Genomic DNA, 13,967 nt, shown 5'->3' with positions numbered 1-13,967 from the left:
TTTGGGTCATTTCTTGCCCTGTAATTGTTGATTACAGTGTAACTGTTTGTTACAATGCAGACATGAAAACGGTCATGATCCACGCACAAGCTCGCAAAGCCCTTCGCAAGATGGCGCAGAAAGAAGCTGAGAAAATCCGCGGGAAGATCGACCAATACGCCGCCGATCCGTCTAGCCTGGCGAACAACGTCAAGCGGTTGCGCGGCGATGATGAAATCCGGTTGCGGGTCGGCGACTGGCGCGTCGTTATGCGAGACGGTGAGGTCTTGGACGTGCTAAAAATTGGCCCCAGAGGGAGTATCTACAAATGAGTGAAACGATCGAAATCACCCGCGCCGAATATGACCAACTGGTTGAGGCGCGCGACCTTCTCGAAGACCTCCGGGCTCTTGATGAAGCCGACAGCCGGGACGGGGTCGCCATGCCTGCCGAAGTCGTCGACCGCTATATCGCCGGGGAAAACCCGCTCCGCATCGTTCGCGAATGGCGCGGCCTGTCCCAAAGTGCGCTCGCCCGGCAAAGTGGGGTCAACCGGGTTCAGATTGTCCAGATTGAGGGGGGTGGCAACGCGTCGGTAACAACCTTCGCCAAGCTGGCGAATGCCCTCGACGTGCAGATCGACGACGTGGTCGAGATCATCCGCGACGACGAAGCGACCCAATAAACGCCGTGAATTTCGCCAACGCATCTTGCATGGGCGGGCCGCCGCCTAACAAGCCACACACAATGGCCAGTAACCCGGCCAGGGTGGCCAGAACTTGGCTCAACAAATCCGGCTCGGCAATGGTCACATCCCGGGCGAAATAGAGATACGCCGCGAACAGGGCGATCGCCGCGAGGAACAGGAACCAGCGCGGGCGTTTTATCGGCTCTCGGTCCATTCTCGCGCCGGTCCTATGTCTGCATGAACAAAACCCCGATAGGGGTAGCGACCGATCCCGGTGAACCCGGCATCTCGAAGGATTGAGACAAGCGTCGCTTGGTCTTCCTTCACACATCGGATGTCAAAGGCCATCCCGAACAAGTGTAGGCTTTCGGCGGCGCCGCCAATCCGCTTGTTATAGGCGGCGGATCGAAACGCGCTGGTGATCCGAAACGGCCGCCGCCAATTGCTGCGCGCACGCTGCAACCGCTCTAGCGCGTCGGGCACGATTAAGACACTGTCGACCCCTTCATCGGCGCGCGGCATGTCCTCGCCGATACCGCATCGAAACTCGCGCGGGGTGAAGTTCGGCCAGTGCCACCGATCGAGCGGCACATGATCGAAATGTTCGTAAAAACCAGCGGCGATCACTTGGCCGACGCCTGTTTGTCAGCCTTCAACACCTCTTCGCGGGCGCGGCACTCACCGGCAATCGCGATGTAGCCGACACCGTCGACATAGTTGTCGGGGTGGTGTAGCGGCCCGGCCATGCGCGCGAACTTCATCAGACCCATAAGCTCGGCGACAACCGAACCCGGGATATCGGCGCGCAACAGGCCCCGGTTGTGGAGGTGCGCATTCCATAGACGAGCGATATTGGCGTGGTTCTCGACCTTGTCTCCGTAGGTCGCGGCTCGGTCGCCGCTGGTGATGTCGCGGGCGGTGTCTAAGATGTTAGCGCAGGTTGATTGAGCAAGTTCCATGGTCGTTCATCCTTCCATTGGTGAAGACAAGCGCCAGCGACCTCGGCACGGAGCCGCGGCAACAAACACCTGTCGGGGGTGGTGGGTGGTTATTCGGCGGCGGGCGCCAGGGCGAGCGGTTGGCGAACCGGCGGGGGCTCAACCCCGGCCAGGGTGTAGAGCAGGCCGGCCGTTACTTTCTGGTCGCCGATCGGGCCGCCGGTTTTGCTGTAGTCGAGGCGCCAGGCCATGCGCTGCGATCGATACGCGTTGGCCGAGTATTTAGAACTGGCCGAGATGATCGGGTGCATGAACACCAGCGTCCCTTTCACATCCTCCACGTGCAGGTGATGGCGATGTGCTGAATGGCATTCCCGGTGCTTGGTGCGGCCCCACGCCTCGGCCATATCGGCGGCCATGGTGGCGGGCAGTTCTTTCGGCTTCACCCCGTCGCCGTGATGATAGCCGAACAGATTAACCCCAAACTCCGAATACCGATGTTGCATGGCGCTATCTTCCACGGTCACGCGCGGCTCGTTCTCGTACCGGATCGACAACATGATTTGCAGCGCCACCGCCGCATTGATGTCGTGATTGCCGAACAGCGAGATCACAATCACCCGCTTATGTTTCTGTAAGGCTAGATCAATGCAATCTTGCAGGGCCTTAAAACCGGCCCACAGGATGCGGTGACGACTGCCATCGGGGTCTAGCAGATTACCGGAAAGCGGCGTTCGGTTCTTGTGATCATCGGCGTCGAAATGATCGCCTAGCTGGACGATAACCGCCGTTTCGGCGGGCGGTGCCCCGTCAACCAAATGGTTCATCGCGGCCCGGATCAGTTTCCCGGCTTTCTGGGTGTCCCAATCTTCGCCGGTTTCCTCGAAATAGGTCCGCAGGCCCATATGCAAATCGGCGATCGGATACTTGCAAAGGATCTGGTCGTCGGTATGCCCTGGCTCCGCGATCAGGGTGGCGCGGGGCAAGTCTTGGCATAATTCCTCGAACGCCTCGACCAGCGCTTTGTTATGCGCCTCGCGGTCCTTCTCGGCGATCTGCCAGAAATGGGAAAGCTTGGCCTCACCCGTGGCCGGGTCGATCTTATAAAAACCCGATTGGCGTTTAACGGCCATGGGGTCGCCGACAATACCGGCTTTCTGTTCATCCAACCGCTGGCCGGCGAGGCGCATTTTCTTCGCAACCGCGCTTTTGGCTTTCGATAGGGCGGGGTGCGTCACGCCGAGGGCCTCGGCCGCTTCTCGCGCGGTCCCGTAGGCGTCCCAGGCTTCTAACTGCTGCGTCTGTTTGGCGGTGGCGTAATCGCGCCAGTTGTCGGGCAACCCGTGGCCGGTCATGGGGCGCCCCCGCCTGATTTGAAGTAATCGACGACCCAACCACCGGCGAGCGTCACCAGGCCGCCAAACCCGGCGGTAAGGGTTGTGCGCAAACCGGCTTTGAACTTCGTCACCCGTTCCTCGCCGGTCTTGTGTTGTTCCAGCTTCCGGACCCGTTCATCGATCGCGTCGACTTTGCCTTCAACGCGGCGCAAGGTGCGGTCTAACCCTTCGGTTAGACCAGCCAGGCGGCCCAATAACACTTGGTTATTGCGATCGTCACTGTCGCTCACGTGATCACCTCTTGGTTTAAGTAGACGCGACACTCACCTGTCTGCACCGGCCAGGGGTTGTCGTATGCGGTTTCGCCTTGAATGTTGGTGGTGTGGGTCAGGAAACCGCCGCTGGCCCCGCCGCCCCATTGGTTGCTTTGTACGGCGCCGGATGGTTGAAAATTGAAGATCTCAACCCCATCAACCCAGCCAATTGATTTGATCTGACCCGGGCGCGGGTCCACCTGCCAAACGATCGTGTGAGGCATGCCGTCAAACGGTAGATCGGTCACTGGCACCTCAAACATGCAAACAGTGTTGTTAGTGTGGAAGCCGCCGACTGCACCACCGGTTGTGATGTTGCCGTTGCTGCCGCCCGTGCCGAACCGGAAGCGCATAAAGGCTCCGCGACAGCCAAGCATAATCCCGCGACCGCCGCCGCCCTGCTCAAAGATTAAGTTGGCCGTGGGTGGCGTGGCTGGCAGCGTTAGATCAAAGGCCAGCACCATCTGCTCACGCCCATTGGCGGGCGGGGTCAGGTCGAACTGGCCGGGCGCTCGCGTCACCGCGATGGCACCAAGTCCCGCTTCCGGATTGAATGAGGTTGAGGGCCGCACCCAGGAAAAACCGACACCTTTTAGGGCGGTCAGTTCGCCGCTCGAATGTTTGATCCGCGCAGCCCGGCTCAGATCGAGTTTAGGCATTCAGGACGACCAACTCGAACGCACCCGGCGTCGCCCCGTCGAACGCGGCCTGATCCGCTGCCACCGTGATCGTGATCGACTGGCCATCGTTGCCTTGCGGTCCCGCTGGACCTTGCGCACCTGCTGGACCGGTATCGCCTGTTGGACCCGCTGGACCTTGTGCACCTGCTGGACCGGTATCGCCTGCTGGACCCGCTGGACCTTGTGCACCTGCTGGACCTTGCGCACCTGCTGGACCCGTCAACCCGATCTGCGCAGGCAGGCCGACGACGCTCGCTTCCTCGGGCACGACCAGCGCCGACACAACATCGTTGAATTCGCCGGCCACGGTCGCGACGGGGTTTGTCAGGGTGACAATGATCTCTGACATGTTAGGCGGTCTCCGGCGCGGCCTGCTCGATCAACGCGGCGGTCATGATCAACCGGGGGTTGGCGCCGGCCGCGGCAACATCGACATAAAGCACGGCCGGCGAGCCTTTAATCGCCGCCGTATCTGCGGGCGTTAAGGTGATCACCGGGATTACGTGGGTCGTGGTTGGCCCTTCCGTCGTGCCCGGGGTCGCGAACACCGTCCGGTTTTCCAAGGTGATTTGCGCTGCCGGCAGTTCGATTTTGACGAACTCGTTCTCCAAATGCGCCCGAACGGTGTAGGTCGACCAATCAGGCCGCGCATAAGGCGTGCCGAAGGCCGCGTCGAGGGGGACCGGCCGCTCATAGCCGGGGGCGAAAGCTAGCTCGGTGGGTCCGATTTGCTCGGTCATGGCGTCAAACTCCGGCCGCTAGGATGGCGCCCGCGGCGGCGGCCCAAGTGATGGCGCCGACGAACACTTCACCCCATTCCCCGCCGCTGCGCAGGTGTTTGCGGATTTTGTGGTGCTGCCACCGAACCCAGGTTTGATGCCAATCAAGACCCCAAAACCGGTTCACTTCCCAACCAAGCCAATAAACCACACCCCAGGCGAGGCCGACCGCCGCAAACCCGATGGTTGAGGCATCCCAAAGCATCAACGGAACCGCCATCGGCGCCACGGTGGCGAGGCCGATAACCGTCATCCCGGTAATTTGATACGCCGTCTTTTTCCAGGCCGACCAATCGTCATCCCAGGCGCCGAACAGCGTCGGAAGCCAGGCCGTCAATTTCTCGGTCTTGTCGAAGGTTTGGCCGTAGACGTCGGGGTGCATCCGCTGGTGGGCGCCCCACCCTCGGATATGCGCCAGATAGGTGACAACGGCCAAGGGTGCCGCGTACTGCCAAGGTAGGCCGACACACCAGCACATCACTGCGAAGGCGAGCGCATAGGCGATGCGTTGCGCGGTGGTGGAACCGAGGATGTCCATCCCCCGCGCGCGCATGAAAAAGCCGCCTGCAAGGGCGGCCGCGAGACGAACAACGATCATCGTAAACATTAGCTCGGTCCTACATCAGTGTTTGGAAATTGTCGGGTAGCGCCGGGCCAAACGACGCGAACGGCGCCGGGGCCGCCTTGTTGCCGGGCGTTAGCGCTGCTGTCCAAATAGCGCCCGCCGCCGCCATACGCGCCGCCGGCGCCTGCCGCCGGATATCCGCTTTGCCCGCCAGACCCGCCCCCGCCGGTGCCGGCTGAGGCGCTCGCGCCTTCGCCGAAGAGCCCGACGCCGCCGCCGCTCTCATTAGCGATACCAGAGGCCGCCGCGCCGCCTGTCCCGCTGTTTCCGTCAGCGCTATAACCTGCCGCGCCGCCGCCGCCGTCGCTGCCCCCCGTGCCATCGGCACCGGACCGCGTGACGTCGCCGACACCCGAAGCGGCATCGCCGCCCGCCGTACCGGTAGCACCTTTAGCTAGTAAGAGGTTCACAGCACCGCGCCGGATCAAACAATCTTGCGATCCGTTCATAACTTCGACGATCAGCGTTTCGCCTGGCGTCACGGCTAGGTCGTTAACGTAAGACAACGCGCCGCCACCGCCGCCGCCGTTCAGGCCTTGGCGACCGGCGCCAACAGCAACAGCCGAAATAGACGTCACACCATCAGGCACCACCCAATCGGTCTGGCCAAATGGGAAGGTGATTTCACCGCGCGGGGAAACCCCGGTTAACTTGCTTGACTTTAGAGCCATTTATTCCACCAAGATTAAATCGCTACGGATGCGGCGAAAAGTGTTCGCGCCGTCGGTCTCGATAATGAAATCAGTATCAATCACGCGCTTGTTGTCTTGCCGCGCGACAAAGCTATCGGCGCCGGCCGCGACGATCGTTACCGCTTGATCACTCGGCTCTACCGTGTCGGGCCAGCGGCCCGCTATCTGCCATTCGCGCCCGATAACCGTGTCGTCCGACATGGTGCATTGGGTGTTGCCGTAGATCATATAGCTATGGGCGGTACCGATCGTATCGGCGCCGGTGATGAAGAAAATGTCCTCCACCAAACCGCCCTCGATAATAACGTCCCCATCGACCGAGACGTCGCCGGTGAAATCGCCAGAACCGGCCAGGGCGGCGGCATCGGCCACGGTTTGCGCGGCTGCCGCCGCGATCGTTTCGGCTTGTTGTCGGGCGAGTTCTGCGCCGCCTTGGGCCATGATTGCCGCGGTTTGGGCGTTGGCGGCACCGGCGGCAGAGTTACCGGCATTGGTCGCCGCCGTGGCTGCATCCCCGGCCAGGCTATCGGCATCGTCCGCCAGCACCTTCACCCCGTCGGCGGCGAGTTCAAGGTCGCTAAGGGCGCTCGGAAAGTTAGTCCGGTGGCCGCCTTGCGCCATCCCGCGCGGATTGGTGGTCTCGTCATAGGCGTTGGAATTGTATTCGTCGAGACGGTCGGTCGCGTCGATCTGCTGCTGTGTGCGGGGCATTATTGCAGTTCCTTAATCTCGAAGGTTTGTTCGGCATAGCCTGCGGCGATGTAGACAAGCGGTTCGAGGCTGCGGAACCGCCCGCGGAAGCTCTGGCGCTGCAAGTTCTGCGCGTCATCGGCATCGATAACGAGCAAGACCTCACCGTCGATCCCCACTTCGCGCTGCAAATCGAGTAACGCGGCGAGCGCTTCGTCGCGGTCCAGTACCGGCAAGTCGAACCGGGCGACCCGGTACCCTTCCCGCCGGTCGAAAAACTCGGCCCCGCCAATTGCCGTGGTCACGGTCGTCCGCGTCTCATAACCCAGGCGCAGACCCGAACGCGGGCTGTGCGGCGGTTGATACGCGTTACCGATAAACAGGCGACCGGCCTCGATATAACCGGCCGGGTTGGACGGGTCGGTCAGGTCGATTTGCCAATACCGCGCCTGGATTGGGGCGGGCACCACATGGATCAGGTTTTGCGGGAAGCGCTCGATATCTTCCTGCAACGGTTTGCCGTCCCAGAAATTGTCGTCTTCCCATTCCAGCAATTCGGAAGGAACGGTCGAGCCCCATCGATCGATAAAGCCGGTATCGTAAAGCGGGGCACGGTAATCGACGTATTCGCCGGCGACCCGACTAGCTGCGGCGCCGGCGGTTTTGATTAGGGGCGAGATGCTCGATGCTTTTTGCACCTGAATATCGGCGAAATCGATAACCAGGGGGTCGGCTAGGCCGCTCGTATTCACGTTATTGATTAGATCGAGGAACGTTAAGGTTGCCGGGCTGGTTCGGTTGCCCGTCCCTTCGATATAGACCCACTCGTTCAACACCAATTGATCGACGTATTGAATGATCGGCGCACCGTCCTGAACATCGCAGCGCGGGTTACCGGTGGCCAGACCGGCCGGCAAGGTGACGAGGCGCGCCCAAAAGCCGACGGAAACGTCTTCGCCGGTGCCGTCGAGGGGCAAGCTGTCTAACGTCAACCGCAAGAAGTTGGCGCCGCCGCTATCCGCGGCGAGCGAATACCGAAAAGCGTCTTGGCCGCCAAACGGGTCGTCGATCCCCCCGGTGATCGTAATATTCGCGGTGTTATTGGGGCCGCCGGGTTGGCCTACCCCCTGGGTATCCGACCAGCGGATGTAGTTCGTCCGCGTGTCGTCTTGGGTGTAGGTTGCCAACCCCCGCACCCGGTACTGGCCGGCGATCGATATGTTGTCGCCGATCAATGCGGCGACACGCGTCGCGCGCGGCTTCCCGTAATCGATCAAGACGGTCGCCGGGTTTGCGAGTACGTTCGACCGTGCAACCGAGCTAAGCGCTCGGGTAGACAGATTGCCGACCGGGTTCAACGACGACCAGTTGGTACCGGTCACGGTGGCGCTATCGGTTTTGTTCGGGCCACCTAGCAGGAAGGTCACGACCAAAGCTCCAATTCGGTTGTGTTGTTGGCGTAATCTTCGACCAGGCCGACGATCCGCAGCAGGCGGGAACCGTCAAACCCGAACCGGTTCAGGGTAAGTTGCACGGTCTCGCCAAGCTGGAACGGTCCCCGTTGGCCGCTGACTGTCGCGGTCAGCCGGTCGCGCCGCACCTTGTAGATGTCGAGCAAGCGGGCGGCCTCGGCATCGGCATCGGCGTCGTTAAACAACAGGCTGTCGAAGGTGAGTTCCGGCGCTAACAGGCGATCGGACGCGACACCGGTATCCGCCACCGACGCCGACCGAAACTCGCGGGCGAGTTCGGTTCGGTCCGCTTGCGACACGGACCCGGCGAAGCTGTCTTCCGCTTCACCGGCATAGCGGGGGCGATAGGTGACGGTAACGCGTTTCGCCGGTATCCCCCGGCCATCGTCGCCGGTTGCGAGGCGCTGAACGTTGTCTTCAACATCTTGCAGGCCGAGAACATGATCGGGCGTGCCACTCGCTGGCTCTAACCGGTCGAGGATGAACTCGCCCGCCGCGTCGACATAGATATACGCGCCGATCGATTGCAGCACGTCTTGCACAACCGACAGCGTATCGGCCGTGCCATTCACCCAAACACCGACCGGTGCGGTGTTGGCGGCTTCCAAGGCCGTGACACTGGCCGCGTTAAGCCCGGTGATCCCGGCGGTATTGAATATCGCCTCGACACATTCGGCCGCCGATCCACCGCCAAACCCGACCGCATCAACCGCAATAACCCCGGCTGGGCTACCGCCTAACCGGATTAACCCTTCGGCAAGACAGGTCGCATACTGGCCGGGCGACAGGCTCGCCGCCCGTAAGCCAGCGATATCGGCGTGGTCGCCGGTGGCGGTCAGGGGGACGCCGGCATCACGCGCGGCGAGAACGGCGAAAATTGCGCTGTCGCTGATCTGATAGATCAGGTCGAACACATTGGCCGCCACCGCTGGGATGGAATAGGCCCGCCCAAACAAAAGCGGCTTCGGTTGCCCGCCGAAATCATTCGGCCGCCCTTCGGCCGTGGGGCCGGTGGCGGTTGTCGTCCCGGCATAGACATTTTGCGTTAACTGGGTTTCGGCCAGTTCGGCCAGGCGGTCCCGGAACCGGAAATCGATCGTCTCGAACTCAAAGGTCGGTTGGTCGATCGTTCCGGTAATCAACAACTCGCGGCTGGCGAAGTCGCCTAAACCCGGCATCCGGTAAATCCGGCACGGCCGCCCGTCGAATGCCAAGTCAATCAGGTGATCGAAAACGGCGTCTGGGTTGGCGATCCGGATCTCGCCAAACCCGACCTTGCCTTCGCCGCGGGTTGTGCCGCTGCCGAACAAGCCGCGCTCGTAATTGCCTGGCTCAACAATCCGGCCGCTATATTCCTGGTTCGCCGGCGTATCGGTTGGTCGCGTCGTAAAGCCGCCACCGGTCGCGAAGTAATAGGTTTCTGTTGATTGGCTGACCGTGTTGAACGCCTCGACCTCTACCATGTAGATCATGCGGCGGCGCTCCGCCGGGCCGCCCGCGCCTGTTGCCGCGCGACGTCGGTGCCTTCGCGGGTCGCGCCGACATTGGCGTTGGCACCGGCGGCGGTGACTTGGGTCAGGCGATCTAGTTTCGCGTTTACCTCGCGAAGCTCACGACCCACGGCGGCCATGGTGTCGGCCCGGCTTACGCTAACGCTCTCGCCATTGGTCAGGGCAAGGGGAACAAGATTGGCGTCAACACCGCCCCGCCCCCGAACCGTCGCGGAACCGCCCGAATTGAACTCTAAACGCCCTTCCCCGATGCCGAGAAGATAGTCGTTGATATCTTGCTGCACCGATTGCGGCAGGCCGCCGGCCACATTCAGGAAGTTGCCGCCGCCAAAACCGCCAGGCACATCAAACCCGGCGCTCCGGACGATGTTGTAAAGGTCGCGATTGACGTCCGGCCGGGCGCCGAAAAACCCGCTTGGGGTGTTGTCATTAGCCGCACCGCCAAAACCGCTGCTATCGGCGATACGGTTCAACGCATCCAGTTGTTGTTGCTGAATGGTGATTTCCAGTTGGACCAGGCTTTCAACCCCGCGTAGCGCGCTCTCGGCGGCCGCGAAATCATCATAGTAATCTTCACTTGATGCGAAGAAACCGCGGCTCGCGTCAAGATAGGTCGCGGTTAGCCCTTCAAGATCGGAAAGGGCGGCTAGCTGCTCTTCCTGCGTACCGCCACCGCTGGCGAGGCGAACGGCTTCGTTAAACTGGCGTTCAGCTTCGGCCAGGCGGTCGCCCGGGGATAGTGGCGACAGGCTAGGATTGGTCAGCAGGCGATCGGCCGCGCCGAAAACCGACGAGGCGGCAGATTGAAACGCCGATAGGCGCGAGGTGGTATCGGCGATATCCTCGCCGGCCTGGTTAATGTCGTCGAGGCCTTCAAGCAAGGCGTCGAACAGGGCGTTCACCTGATCGACGTCGCCACCAACGGCGAGCGCTTCGTCGAGGGCGTCTTGACGCTGGCGGCCTAGCTGGATGCGCTCAAAGACACCCGGATCTGCGGCCGCAAGATACTGGTCGCGAATGTTGCGGTTGAAATCATCGGTTAACCGCTGCTGCGTCTCGGCGAGGTTCTGGTTAAGCCCGTCGATTACCTCGGCGACGTTGATCCCACTATCGGCCAGTTCGTTAAGTCGCGCGGTGGCGTCTTCGAACACGGCATTGATGTTGTCGCGCTGTTGTTCGAACTGGCCGGCGGCCTCCGCCACCTCTTCAAAGAGGGCACCACCGGAACTGATCAGCGCGAAATCGGCTTCAACCCGGGCGACGTCGATTTCACCGGAAACGTCTAGCGCGGCGACATAGTCGCGAAGCACCCCGTCTAGCTGGTCGGCGACCTCGGTTTGGATATCCGCAAACGCCGTCTGGACGAGGGCTTCGGGGCTATCGAAAAACCGCCGCGTATCGTTGCCGTAACCGAACGCCGTATTGTCAAGGCCGGTCCCGCGCTCGAAATAAATGCCGTCACGCTCGCCCACGCCGACCCGAAGCGACCCGTCGATCAGGGCTTCGCCGATCACGTGCAAACCTATCTGGATTTCGTGCGGGAAAAACTACCCGCGGCCAACAATCTGATGATCGAAACCCGGGTCGATTTCAGTGCTTACGTCCCGGGCGGGTTCGGCACCGCCGACGCCATCATCGACGATCTGGATGCAGGCAAGCTCACAATCTGCGATTTGAAATTCGGCGGCACCCTGGTCGATGCGGAACACAACCCGCAACTAATGCTCTACGCCTTGGGCGCCCTCGATTTCTTTTCCCTGGTCGCGGAGTTTGAGGTGGTCGAGATGTGCATCATCCAACCGCGCCGCGACCATATCTCCACCTTCACCCAAACCCCGGCCGAACTCCGTGCCTGGGCGCGCGAATATGTCGTGCAGCAGGCCGCCGCCGCCATGGCGGCCTATGAACAGGGCGGCGACAACGCCCTCAAACGCCCGGGCGAGGTGCAGTGCAAATGGTGTAAGGGCTTCGCCCGCTGCACCGCCGCCCGTGATCTGGTGGAAGAGATCGCCGTCGATGGCTTCACCAATATTGACGACGATCAGGCCCTCGACTTCCTGGCGAACGCGCTACCCATGACCGGCTTTGTGAAAGCCTGGGCCAAGGCAGTGGAGGCGGCGGCCAAGGAACGGTTAGAGCGCGGCCAAAAACTCCGCGGCTACAAACTGGTCGAGGGGCGCGCCAACCGCGCCTGGCNCGACGAGGCGGCCGCCGAAAAGGCGCTCCGCCGTAAATTCAAAATCGATCAGGTGGCACCCCGAACCCTGATCTCCCCCGCAAAGGCTGAGAAGCTTCTCGGCAAGAACTCGCGGCTGATCGCTGATCATGTCGTGAAACCGCCTGGCGCCCCGACCGTCGTGCCAGAGACGGATAAACGCCCTGCCTTAAGCAGCGCCCTCGACGGTTTTTCCCCCGTTAATGAGAGTACCGAAAATGAGTGATACGCATGTGATTATCGAGGGCCGGGTTTCCTTCCCCCACCTCTTCCGTAAACCCATGATCAATGGTGAAGAGGGTAGCCACGGCGCCGTGGTCTTCTTCGACCGCACCACCGCGGCTGGTAAGAAACAAGCCGCCAAGCTTGAAAAGGTGATCGACGCCGTCGTCACCAACAAATTCAAAGGTAAGAAGCCGCCCGCGGCGCGGCTGTTCTTCCGTGACGGGGACGAGAGCGGCCGCGACGAGTGGTCGGGCGTCTGGTGCGTCCATGCCAACAACCCGGGCCGGCCAATCGTGGTCGCCGACGACGGCGCCTCGGTCATCGCGAATGAGGAAGATTGCAAAATCTACTCCGGCTGTAAGGTCCGCGCCAAAATCGACATTTGGGCGCAGGACAATAACTACGGCAAACGCGTGAACGCCAAGCTGTTATCGATCCAATTCCTCGGCGATGGTGAGGCGCTGGATGCCGGTCATGTCAGTGTTGAGGATGCGATCTCCGGCTTCGGCGATGTGACCGAACTCGACGACGACATGTCGGATCTCGAATAAGGGGTCGCGGCCGGTGAACGTCCTATTTGGTGATTTCGAAACCTTCTCCACGCTCGACCTTCGGGCCGTTGGCGGCTACCGCTACACGCCTGAGTGCGAGCCGATCCTCTTCGCGAATACCGTGAACGATGAACCGGTTGAGTGTTGGGATATCGTGACGTCACCGGCCCGCCCTAACCCGCTCTTAGCGGAAATCGACCCACTTTCTATAGGCAGGTTTGTCGCCCATAACTGCAATTTTGACCGAAACGTCTGGGAAAATTGGGGCGCTCGTCCTTTCGACCTACCGGATCGCTGTGAATGGTTCTGCACGCAAGCGCAGGCGCAATCCCACGGCTTCCCTGGCTCCCTGGATGGGTTGTGCCAAACCTTTAACTTACCCCATGACAAATCCAAAATCGCCGACGGCAAACGGCTGATCAACAAATTCTGTAAGCCGGCACCAAAGAACCATAAGGCCCGGCGCTACGGCCCCGATAACGCCCCCGATGATTGGCTCCGCTTCGTGCAATACGCCATGAACGACGTCGCGGCGATGCGTGAGCTACATCAAAACCATCTGCCCGCTTGGAACTACCCGGATCGTGACGCCGATATCTACGCCCTCGATCAGCGGATCAATGATCGCGGCTTCGCCGTCGACCTTGAGCTAATCCGCGCCGTCGACCGCTCGGCGGGTGAGGCAAAAGCCCGCCTCTTTGCCGAGTTTAAGGCGCTATCGGGCCTCACCACCAACCCAACCCAACGCCCGGCCTTCCTGGCTTATTTACAAGACGCCTACCGGGTTAATCTGCCGAACACGCAAGCGGCCACCTTAACCGCCGCCTTGCGCCAGGGTGAATTGCCCGACGGNGCCCGCCGATTGATTGAGGTGTTTATCGCCGCGACCAAATCATCCGTGGCCAAATTCACTAAGCTGGAAAGCGCGACCAGTGCCGATGGCCGGTTCCGTGGCGGCCTGCAATATTGTGGGGCCGCCCGCACCCGCCGCTGGTCGGGCCGCACCTTCCAACCGCAAAACCTGCCTTCAATCGGCCTGCCGCCGACCGAGGATGTCGACGCCTTCATCCTGGCGGCGAAGGAAGGGTTCGACGATCTGGTCGTCGACGACACCATGACTTTCGCTTCCGCCGCCTTGCGCGGTGCCCTGGTGGCGCCCGACGGCCGTAAACTGGCCTTCGCTGATCTCTCCAACATTGAGGGGCGGGTAAATGCCTGGCTCGCCGGTGAGCGGTGGAAGCTGGACGCCTTCGCCGCCTTCGACCGGGGCG

At 61.5% G+C, this 13,967-nt stretch carries 18 protein-coding genes; 4 read left to right on the top strand and 14 right to left on the bottom strand.

What is annotated here, in order from left to right; all coding sequences use genetic code 11:
• Positions 1 to 62: 62 nt before the first annotated feature.
• Together KI792_12730 and KI792_12725 are read left to right on the top strand one after the other, a co-directional pair.
• On the top strand, positions 63 to 311 hold the full coding sequence (locus tag KI792_12730) for a type II toxin-antitoxin system RelE/ParE family toxin (protein ID MBV6633883.1): 249 nt from the start codon (positions 63 to 65) through the stop codon (positions 309 to 311).
• Positions 308 to 664, top strand: coding sequence for a helix-turn-helix transcriptional regulator (locus KI792_12725; protein ID MBV6633882.1), 357 nt, complete (start codon positions 308 to 310; stop codon positions 662 to 664). The genes KI792_12730 and KI792_12725 overlap by 4 nt, the downstream gene beginning before the upstream one ends.
• Here KI792_12725 and KI792_12720 read toward each other — a convergent pair.
• From KI792_12720 to KI792_12655, 14 genes are all read right to left on the bottom strand, one after another.
• Entirely contained in the window at positions 636 to 881 is a 246-nt protein-coding gene (locus KI792_12720; GenBank protein MBV6633881.1) for a hypothetical protein, read from the bottom strand. The genes KI792_12725 and KI792_12720 overlap by 29 nt on opposite strands.
• Complete coding sequence (locus KI792_12715) at positions 863 to 1,294, bottom strand: DUF882 domain-containing protein (protein MBV6633880.1); 432 nt, start codon at positions 1,292 to 1,294, stop codon at positions 863 to 865. The genes KI792_12720 and KI792_12715 overlap by 19 nt, the downstream gene beginning before the upstream one ends.
• The gene (locus KI792_12710; protein ID MBV6633879.1) at positions 1,291 to 1,626 is read right to left on the bottom strand and encodes a hypothetical protein; all 336 of its coding nucleotides are present in this window, start codon (positions 1,624 to 1,626) and stop codon (positions 1,291 to 1,293) included. Before KI792_12710 ends, KI792_12715 begins: the two co-directional genes overlap by 4 nt.
• Before the next feature lie 89 nt (positions 1,627 to 1,715).
• Entirely contained in the window at positions 1,716 to 2,960 is a 1,245-nt protein-coding gene (locus KI792_12705; GenBank protein MBV6633878.1) for a hypothetical protein, read from the bottom strand.
• Positions 2,957 to 3,232: a hypothetical protein gene (locus tag KI792_12700; protein MBV6633877.1), complete on the bottom strand. Its 276-nt coding sequence runs from the start codon at positions 3,230 to 3,232 to the stop codon at positions 2,957 to 2,959. Before KI792_12700 ends, KI792_12705 begins: the two co-directional genes overlap by 4 nt.
• Positions 3,229 to 3,915, bottom strand: coding sequence for a hypothetical protein (locus KI792_12695; protein MBV6633876.1), 687 nt, complete (start codon positions 3,913 to 3,915; stop codon positions 3,229 to 3,231). Before KI792_12695 ends, KI792_12700 begins: the two co-directional genes overlap by 4 nt.
• Complete coding sequence (locus tag KI792_12690; GenBank protein ID MBV6633875.1) at positions 3,908 to 4,285, bottom strand: collagen-like protein; 378 nt, start codon at positions 4,283 to 4,285, stop codon at positions 3,908 to 3,910. The genes KI792_12695 and KI792_12690 overlap by 8 nt, the downstream gene beginning before the upstream one ends.
• 1 nt (position 4,286) lies before the next feature.
• A complete protein-coding gene (locus tag KI792_12685) occupies positions 4,287 to 4,676 on the bottom strand; it encodes a hypothetical protein (GenBank protein ID MBV6633874.1) in 390 nt (129 codons plus the stop codon).
• Positions 4,677 to 4,680: 4 nt separating this feature from the next.
• On the bottom strand, positions 4,681 to 5,322 hold the full coding sequence (locus KI792_12680) for a hypothetical protein (protein MBV6633873.1): 642 nt from the start codon (positions 5,320 to 5,322) through the stop codon (positions 4,681 to 4,683).
• The gene (locus KI792_12675; protein MBV6633872.1) at positions 5,322 to 6,011 is read right to left on the bottom strand and encodes a hypothetical protein; all 690 of its coding nucleotides are present in this window, start codon (positions 6,009 to 6,011) and stop codon (positions 5,322 to 5,324) included. The genes KI792_12680 and KI792_12675 overlap by 1 nt, the downstream gene beginning before the upstream one ends.
• Positions 6,012 to 6,743, bottom strand: coding sequence for a hypothetical protein (locus tag KI792_12670; protein ID MBV6633871.1), 732 nt, complete (start codon positions 6,741 to 6,743; stop codon positions 6,012 to 6,014). It lies immediately after the preceding gene.
• The gene (locus tag KI792_12665) at positions 6,743 to 8,149 is read right to left on the bottom strand and encodes a hypothetical protein (protein ID MBV6633870.1); all 1,407 of its coding nucleotides are present in this window, start codon (positions 8,147 to 8,149) and stop codon (positions 6,743 to 6,745) included. Before KI792_12665 ends, KI792_12670 begins: the two co-directional genes overlap by 1 nt.
• Positions 8,146 to 9,666: a hypothetical protein gene (locus tag KI792_12660; GenBank protein MBV6633869.1), complete on the bottom strand. Its 1,521-nt coding sequence runs from the start codon at positions 9,664 to 9,666 to the stop codon at positions 8,146 to 8,148. Before KI792_12660 ends, KI792_12665 begins: the two co-directional genes overlap by 4 nt.
• Complete coding sequence (locus tag KI792_12655; GenBank protein MBV6633868.1) at positions 9,663 to 11,219, bottom strand: hypothetical protein; 1,557 nt, start codon at positions 11,217 to 11,219, stop codon at positions 9,663 to 9,665. The genes KI792_12660 and KI792_12655 overlap by 4 nt, the downstream gene beginning before the upstream one ends.
• Here KI792_12655 and KI792_12650 point away from each other — a divergent pair, their 5' ends adjacent.
• Positions 11,220 to 12,146: a DUF2800 domain-containing protein gene (locus KI792_12650; protein ID MBV6633867.1), complete on the top strand. Its 927-nt coding sequence runs from the start codon at positions 11,220 to 11,222 to the stop codon at positions 12,144 to 12,146.
• Positions 12,139 to 12,696: a DUF2815 family protein gene (locus KI792_12645; protein MBV6633866.1), complete on the top strand. Its 558-nt coding sequence runs from the start codon at positions 12,139 to 12,141 to the stop codon at positions 12,694 to 12,696. The genes KI792_12650 and KI792_12645 overlap by 8 nt, the downstream gene beginning before the upstream one ends.
• Positions 12,697 to 13,967 lie beyond the last annotated feature (1,271 nt).

It is taken from the genome of Alphaproteobacteria bacterium SS10 (genome assembly GCA_019192455.1).
GTDB lineage: Bacteria > Pseudomonadota > Alphaproteobacteria > TMED2 > TMED2 > TMED2.
This window is presented reverse-complemented; position numbering and strand designations above follow the sequence as displayed.

What these genes read in the sequence shown, in the direction of transcription:
- KI792_12685 (MBV6633874.1), bottom strand. Translation starts at nt 4,676, where the DNA reads ATGACCGAGCAAATCGGACCCACCGAGCTAGCTTTCGCCCCCGGCTAT.
- KI792_12660 (MBV6633869.1), bottom strand. Translation starts at nt 9,666, where the DNA reads ATGATCTACATGGTAGAGGTCGAGGCGTTCAACACGGTCAGCCAATCA.
- KI792_12690 (MBV6633875.1), bottom strand. Translation starts at nt 4,285, where the DNA reads ATGTCAGAGATCATTGTCACCCTGACAAACCCCGTCGCGACCGTGGCC.
- KI792_12725 (MBV6633882.1), top strand. Translation starts at nt 308, where the DNA reads ATGAGTGAAACGATCGAAATCACCCGCGCCGAATATGACCAACTGGTT.
- KI792_12705 (MBV6633878.1), bottom strand. Translation starts at nt 2,960, where the DNA reads ATGACCGGCCACGGGTTGCCCGACAACTGGCGCGATTACGCCACCGCC.
- KI792_12730 (MBV6633883.1), top strand. Translation starts at nt 63, where the DNA reads ATGAAAACGGTCATGATCCACGCACAAGCTCGCAAAGCCCTTCGCAAG.
- KI792_12710 (MBV6633879.1), bottom strand. Translation starts at nt 1,626, where the DNA reads ATGGAACTTGCTCAATCAACCTGCGCTAACATCTTAGACACCGCCCGC.
- KI792_12670 (MBV6633871.1), bottom strand. Translation starts at nt 6,743, where the DNA reads ATGCCCCGCACACAGCAGCAGATCGACGCGACCGACCGTCTCGACGAA.
- KI792_12675 (MBV6633872.1), bottom strand. Translation starts at nt 6,011, where the DNA reads ATGGCTCTAAAGTCAAGCAAGTTAACCGGGGTTTCCCCGCGCGGTGAA.
- KI792_12680 (MBV6633873.1), bottom strand. Translation starts at nt 5,322, where the DNA reads ATGTTTACGATGATCGTTGTTCGTCTCGCGGCCGCCCTTGCAGGCGGC.
- KI792_12720 (MBV6633881.1), bottom strand. Translation starts at nt 881, where the DNA reads ATGGACCGAGAGCCGATAAAACGCCCGCGCTGGTTCCTGTTCCTCGCG.
- KI792_12695 (MBV6633876.1), bottom strand. Translation starts at nt 3,915, where the DNA reads ATGCCTAAACTCGATCTGAGCCGGGCTGCGCGGATCAAACATTCGAGC.
- KI792_12645 (MBV6633866.1), top strand. Translation starts at nt 12,139, where the DNA reads ATGAGTGATACGCATGTGATTATCGAGGGCCGGGTTTCCTTCCCCCAC.